Source organism: Amnibacterium sp. (assembly GCF_025463795.1).
Lineage (GTDB): Bacteria > Actinomycetota > Actinomycetes > Actinomycetales > Microbacteriaceae > Amnibacterium.
In genome coordinates this window covers 1-5,650 of the sequence record NZ_JAODBE010000194.1, presented here as the reverse complement: position 1 = coordinate 5,650, position 5,650 = coordinate 1, and the positions used below count along the sequence as shown (strand labels likewise).

Below are 5,650 nucleotides of genomic sequence, written 5' to 3'. Positions count from 1 at the left end.
CGTATCCGCCGGAGCGCCGGCAGCCGGGCGGACGGCCCGAAGCGGTCGCGGTGCGTGCCGCGGCGCGGGCCGACGCAGCCGCGGGACCACGGGCCACGGCGACGGCACCGTTCATAGGAACCGTATGGACGCGCCATGGCCGACGTACCGGGTCGAGGCGTCTCATGGTCCCCATGAACGAACACGAGGCACCCGACGCGGACGGCGTCGAGATCCACCGGCCGTCCCCCGCGGACGGCGCTTCCCCTGACGTCTTCACCCGGCACGCCGACGAGGCCGAGGCGGACGCCCTCCCCGAAGAGACCCAGGTCGCCCCGACGGAACCGAAGCATTCCCGCGCCACCCGCATCCTCGGATTCGGCGCCGCGGCGGTCGTGCTGCTCGGCATCGGCGCGGGTGGCGGCGCGATCGCCGCCGAGCGGCTGCAGACCGCCCAGCAGCCGACGGCCGCGACGAACGGCTTCGGCCAGTCCTCGACCGGATCCTCGGGATCGTCGTCCTCCGGGTCCTCCGGGTCCTCCGGGACCAGCGGCGGCTTCGGCCCCGGGAACGGCACCTTCGGCGGCTTCGGCTCGCAGGGCGGCTCCAGCTCAGGCTCGGGCTCGACCGGCACCGGCACCGGCACCACGGCGACGGCGGCCCAGCAGGTCGGCGTCGTCACGGTCGTCTCGACGCTCGGCTACGAGTCGGGCGAGGCCGCCGGGACGGGTATCGTCCTGACCGCGAACGGCGAGATCCTCACGAACAACCACGTGATCGACGGTTCCACCTCGGTCCGGGTGACGGTCGAATCCACCGGGAAGACGTACACCGGGAGCGTCGTGGGCACGGACGCCACCGACGACATCGCGGTGCTGCAGCTGAAGGGCGCCTCGGGGCTGTCCACCGCGAAGCTCGCCACCTCGGCAGCCGCGGTCGGCGACCCGGTCACGGCCGTGGGCAACGCCGGCGGCACCGGCACCCTGTCGGCGGCGAGCGGCAGCGTCACCGACCTCGGGCAGTCCATCACCACGCAGGCGGAGGGCGCATCCGCCTCCGAGTCGCTCACCGGCCTCATCGAGACGAACGCGGACGTCGTCTCCGGCGACTCGGGCGGCCCCCTGCAGAACAGCTCCGGCCAGGTCGTGGGCATCGACACCGCGGCGAGCGCCGGCGCCTCCGCCGTGACCGGCTTCGCCATCCCGATCAGAACGGCGGTGCGGGTCGCGGGCGAGATCACCGCCGGCAGCACGAGCAGCGACATCACGCTCGGTCTGCCCGCCTTCCTGGGCATCGGTGTCTCCGCCGCGGCCACGGTCGGGGGCGCGGGCGTCAGCCAGGTGATCGACGGCACCCCGGCTGCATCCGCCGGCCTCGCGGTCGGTGACGTGATCACGGCGGTGAACGGCAGGACCGTCGACTCCGCGTCGACGCTCACGTCACTGCTCCACTCCTACTCCCCCGGCGACGCCGTCTCGGTGACGTACTCCGACACCAGCGGCTCGTCGCACACCGTGCACGTGACGCTCATCGCCGGCCCCGCCGACTGATGACGGACGGGAGGACGGCCGCCCAGGGCCCCGCGGAGGCGAGGCGCTGGGCGGCGGACCATTCGGCGGCGCTGCTCGGCCGGCCCCTGGCGGAGGCCGAGGCAGCGGCCGCGACCGCAGGCCTGCGGGTGAAGGTGCTCCGACCCACCGGCTGGACCACGCTCGAGTTCGGCACCGGACGGATCACCCTCCGCGTCGACGAGGACGACCGGGTCACAGAGGCGCGCGCCGGCTGAGCGGGCGCTGGTCCTACTTCGTGGTGAGCACGCCCTGGATGGTGCGGCGCACGCCGTACGAGTTGTAGGCCGTGATGAAGATCCCGTACTGGCTCCGCCGCTTCAGGCGGGTGATCTCCGCGCTGCGCACGGAAGCCGAACAGGTGTGATCACCTCCTCCGCCGGGCCTCGGCGGTCCGGACCTCGAGCCGGTCCGCCTCCGCGAGCGCCTCCGCGAGCGCCTCCGCCAACCGGGCGTCGGCGTCCGGCGAGCCATGACGGCTCCACTCGGGGGAACGAGGAGGAGTCCGGACCGTGTCCCCGGGGCCTGCGACGATCGAAGCATGAGCACCTCCGCCCGGGGCTACGGACCCGACCACGACACCGGGCTGTCGCTCGGCCTCCACCACGTGATGCTGGCCATCCCGCGCGGAGCGGAGGACCTGATGCGCCCCTTCTACCTGGAGGTGCTCGGGATGGCGGAGATCGTGAAGCCGCCGGTCCTCGCCGCGCGCGGCGGGTTGTGGGTGCGCGGCGACGGCCTCGAGATCCACCTGGGCGTCGAGGACGACTTCCGGCCGGCGCGGAAGGCGCATCCCGGCATCCGGGTCGGCGATCTCGACGTCCTCGCACGGCGGTTCGAGGAGCACGGCGTGGCGGTGCGCTGGGATCCGGAGGCCTTCCCCGGCCATCGCCGATTCTACGCGGACGACCCGGCGGGCAACCGGCTGGAGTTCCTGCAGCCGGATCCGGCGATCCCCTCCTGGTAGGCAACCCGGAGCGAGCCCGCAGCGGTGGGGCGTACGGTCTGGACCGGCAGCAGAGGACGCGCGTGCACGCTGCGTGCGACCTGAGATCGATTCGACCGATGGAGCCCCGGTGACCTCGACGACCCCCACCGACACGACCGGCACGAGCGGCCCGGTCGACCCCACGACGACCGACGCCTGGTCGGCCCTCGCCCGCATCCAGCAGAGCTTCTCGCCCGATCTGCGCGGCTGGTTCGCCGAGGACCCGGGCCGCGCGGAGCGGTACACGTTCCAGGCGGCCGATCTCACGGTCGACCTCTCCAAGAACCTCCTCACCGACGAGATCCTGCAGGCGCTGCTGCAGCTCGCGCACGACGTCGACATCCCCGGCCGCTACCGCGCGATGATCACCGGCGAGCACATCAACGTGACCGAGGACCGCGCCGTGCTGCACACCGCGCTGCGACGGCCATCGTCGGGCGACGTGGAGCCCCCGCGGCCGTTCACCGTCGATGGGCAGAACGTCGATCAGGACGTGCAGAACGTGCTGGCCAAGATGGGCCGGTTCGCGAACGCCGTCCGCTCCGGCGCCTGGACCGGTGTCACCGGCAAGCGGGTCGCGACCGTCGTGAACATCGGCATCGGCGGATCCGACCTCGGTCCCGTGATGGACTACGAGGCCCTGAAGCCGTACGTGCAGGAGGGGCTCGAGGTCCGCTTCGTCTCGAACATCGACCCCTCGGACGTGTACGAGAAGACGCACGACCTCGATCCGGAGACGACGCTGTTCATCGTCGCGTCGAAGACCTTCGGCACCCTCGAGACGCTGACCAACGCACGGCTCGCCCGGCAGTGGCTCTGGGACGGGCTGGCGAAGGCCGGCGCGATCGAGGACTCGGACGAGTCGCGCACCGGGGCGGTCAGCAAGCACTTCGTCGCGGTCTCCACCGCGCTCGACAAGGTGCAGGCGTTCGGCATCGACCCCGACAACGCGTTCGGCTTCTGGGACTGGGTCGGCGGCCGCTACTCCGTCGACTCCGCCATCGGCACCTCCGTGGCGATCGCGATCGGCCCCGACCGGTTCGCGGAGTTCCTCGCGGGCTTCCACGCCATCGACGAGCACATGCGCACCGCGCCGCTCGAGCACAACGTGCCCGTGCTGATGGGCTTGCTGAACGTCTGGTACACGAACTTCCTCGACGCGCAGACGCACGCCGTGCTGCCGTACACGCAGTACCTGCACCGCTTCCCCGCCTACCTCCAGCAGCTGACGATGGAGTCGAACGGCAAGTCGGTGCGCTGGGACGGCTCCCCCGTCGTCACCGACACCGGCGAGGTGTTCTGGGGCGAGCCGGGCACGAACGGGCAGCACGCGTTCTACCAGTTGATCCACCAGGGCACCCGGCTCATCCCGGCGGACTTCATCACGGTCGCGAACCCGCCGCATCCGCTGAAGGACGAGGTGGGCGACGGCGGAGCCGTGCAGCCGGGGGCCGACGTGCACGCGCTCTTCCTCGCGAACTTCTTCGCGCAGACGAAGGCGCTCGCGTTCGGCAAGACGGCCGACGAGGTGCGCGCCGAGGGCACGGCCGAGAAGGTCGTCACCGCGCGGGTCTTCAGCGGCAACCGGCCCACGACGTCGATCCTCGCCCCGGCGCTCACGCCGTCGGTGGTGGGCCAGCTGATCGCACTCTACGAGCACATCGTCTTCACCGAGGGCACCGTCTGGGGCATCGACTCGTTCGATCAGTGGGGTGTCGAGCTCGGCAAGAAGCTCGCGCAGGAGATCACCCCGGCCGTCACCGGCGACGCGGATGCGCTCGAGCAGCAGGACCCGTCCACGAAGTCACTCATCCGCCGCTACCTGGAGCTGCGCGAGTAGCTCGCCCGGCCCGGATCCGGGCGGGTTCCGACATTCCGGGCGTCGTTCCACGCCCGCTTCGTCGGAAGTCGCCCGGTTCGGTGCGGGCAGGGGGCTGCGGCCAGGGATGATGCTGGTCGGGCTGACAGGATTTGAACCTGCGACCCCGTGACCCCCAGTCACGTGCGCTACCAAACTGCGCCACAGCCCGTGGCGGCGCGCGACGGGTGGAGCCGTCGCGAGCCTCCGACAGTGTAGCCGGGCCGAGGGGTCGCCTCCGACGGGTCCATCGCCGAAGTGGTCGGATCCGCGGCGCGGTTCGGGACGCTTCGCCGGGGTCGCGGCGTCTCGAAGTGCGCCGCGAGCCGGCGGCCGCCCCTCGGCGATGAACCGCCGCGGCCGTTCCTTCGTCGTTCCGGGTGACGACGTGGCGGCCGAGGGCGATCGGATGGACCGAGTGCTCCGAATTCCTCCCGTCCGACGGGAGAGGGATGCTCCGATGAAGGTGCTGGTGGCGACGCGGCGGTCGCAGGGTGCTCGCCGGCTCGACTTCGACGACTGCGTCGAGGGCGAGCTGGTCTGGATCGCCACGCCGTGCGGACGGGGGCTCGCGCCCGATCACTCCTACTGCAGCTGCTCGATCACCTTCGTGGGGGTCGCGTCCTTCGGCATGACCACCACCGCGATGGTCACGGACCTCGAGGCCATGACGCCCGAACGGTACGAGGAGTCCCTGGCCGACGCCCTGCACTGCGTGCGAGGACTCGACGGCCACGTCGCGGAGACCGCGGCCGGCCTCGCCGGCGTCGCGGAGGTGCTTCCGGTCGGCACGGTCCTCGAGCGCTTCAACAGCTGGTTGCAACCCCGGTTCGACCCGGAGACCTCGGCCCTGAACCCGTCGATCCTCGACCTGCCGGAACTGCACGACTGAGAGCACACTGGGGCCGTGACGGACGCCACCACGGTCGCGATCTCCGGCGGGGGCCCCGCCGGGGTGATGCTCGGCCTGCTGCTCGCCCGCCAGGGCGTCGAGGTCACCGTGCTCGAGAAGCACGCCGACTTCCTCCGCGACTTCCGCGGCGACACCGTGCATCCGTCGACGCAGGTGATCCTCGACCAGCTCGGCCTGCTGCCCGAGTTCGACCGGATCGCGCGCGGCCGGATGCGGGCGATCGACTTCCGCACCACGGACGGTCCGCTCGTGCACCAGCCGCTCGACGAGGTGAACCCGCGCCACCCGTTCCACGAGGTCGCCCTCGCCCCGCAGTGGGACCTGCTCGACCTGCTCGTGCGGCA

6 protein-coding genes and 1 tRNA gene are annotated in these 5,650 nt (G+C 71.8%); 6 read left to right on the top strand and 1 reads right to left on the bottom strand.

From position 1 onward, the window contains the following. Positions 1–173: 173 nt before the first annotated feature. From JWQ92_RS16110 to pgi, 4 genes are all read left to right on the top strand, one after another. The gene (locus tag JWQ92_RS16110) at positions 174–1,529 is read left to right on the top strand and encodes a trypsin-like peptidase domain-containing protein (protein WP_297345479.1); all 1,356 of its coding nucleotides are present in this window, start codon (positions 174–176) and stop codon (positions 1,527–1,529) included. After that, entirely contained in the window at positions 1,529–1,765 is a 237-nt protein-coding gene (locus JWQ92_RS16105) for an I78 family peptidase inhibitor (RefSeq protein WP_297345478.1), read from the top strand. Before JWQ92_RS16110 ends, JWQ92_RS16105 begins: the two co-directional genes overlap by 1 nt. Positions 1,766–2,088: 323 nt before the next feature. Further along, entirely contained in the window at positions 2,089–2,514 is a 426-nt protein-coding gene (locus tag JWQ92_RS16100; RefSeq protein WP_297345477.1) for a VOC family protein, read from the top strand. A 109-nt stretch (positions 2,515–2,623) separates the two neighbouring features. Beyond that, entirely contained in the window at positions 2,624–4,375 is a 1,752-nt protein-coding gene (gene pgi / locus JWQ92_RS16095; RefSeq protein ID WP_297345476.1) for a glucose-6-phosphate isomerase, read from the top strand. A 113-nt stretch (positions 4,376–4,488) separates the two neighbouring features. Here the strand turns inward: pgi and JWQ92_RS16090 are convergent. Further along, positions 4,489–4,565: transfer RNA gene (locus tag JWQ92_RS16090), tRNA-Pro, on the bottom strand. Between the two features lie 288 nt (positions 4,566–4,853). On the opposite strand from JWQ92_RS16090, the gene JWQ92_RS16085 reads away from it, so the two are divergent. Further along, positions 4,854–5,285 (top strand): hypothetical protein, encoded by a 432-nt coding sequence (locus JWQ92_RS16085; RefSeq protein ID WP_297345475.1) that lies wholly within the window; start codon positions 4,854–4,856, stop codon positions 5,283–5,285. A 15-nt stretch (positions 5,286–5,300) separates the two neighbouring features. Further along, the coding region (locus tag JWQ92_RS16080) for an FAD-dependent monooxygenase (protein ID WP_297345474.1) at positions 5,301–5,650 on the top strand (350 nt) is incomplete at its 3' end.

Excerpts from the sequence above, each read along its gene's own strand:
- JWQ92_RS16110 (WP_297345479.1), top strand. The coding sequence starts at position 174 with ATGAACGAACACGAGGCACCCGACGCGGACGGCGTCGAGATCCACCGG.
- JWQ92_RS16105 (WP_297345478.1), top strand. The coding sequence starts at position 1,529 with ATGACGGACGGGAGGACGGCCGCCCAGGGCCCCGCGGAGGCGAGGCGC.
- JWQ92_RS16100 (WP_297345477.1), top strand. The coding sequence starts at position 2,089 with ATGAGCACCTCCGCCCGGGGCTACGGACCCGACCACGACACCGGGCTG.
- JWQ92_RS16085 (WP_297345475.1), top strand. The coding sequence starts at position 4,854 with ATGAAGGTGCTGGTGGCGACGCGGCGGTCGCAGGGTGCTCGCCGGCTC.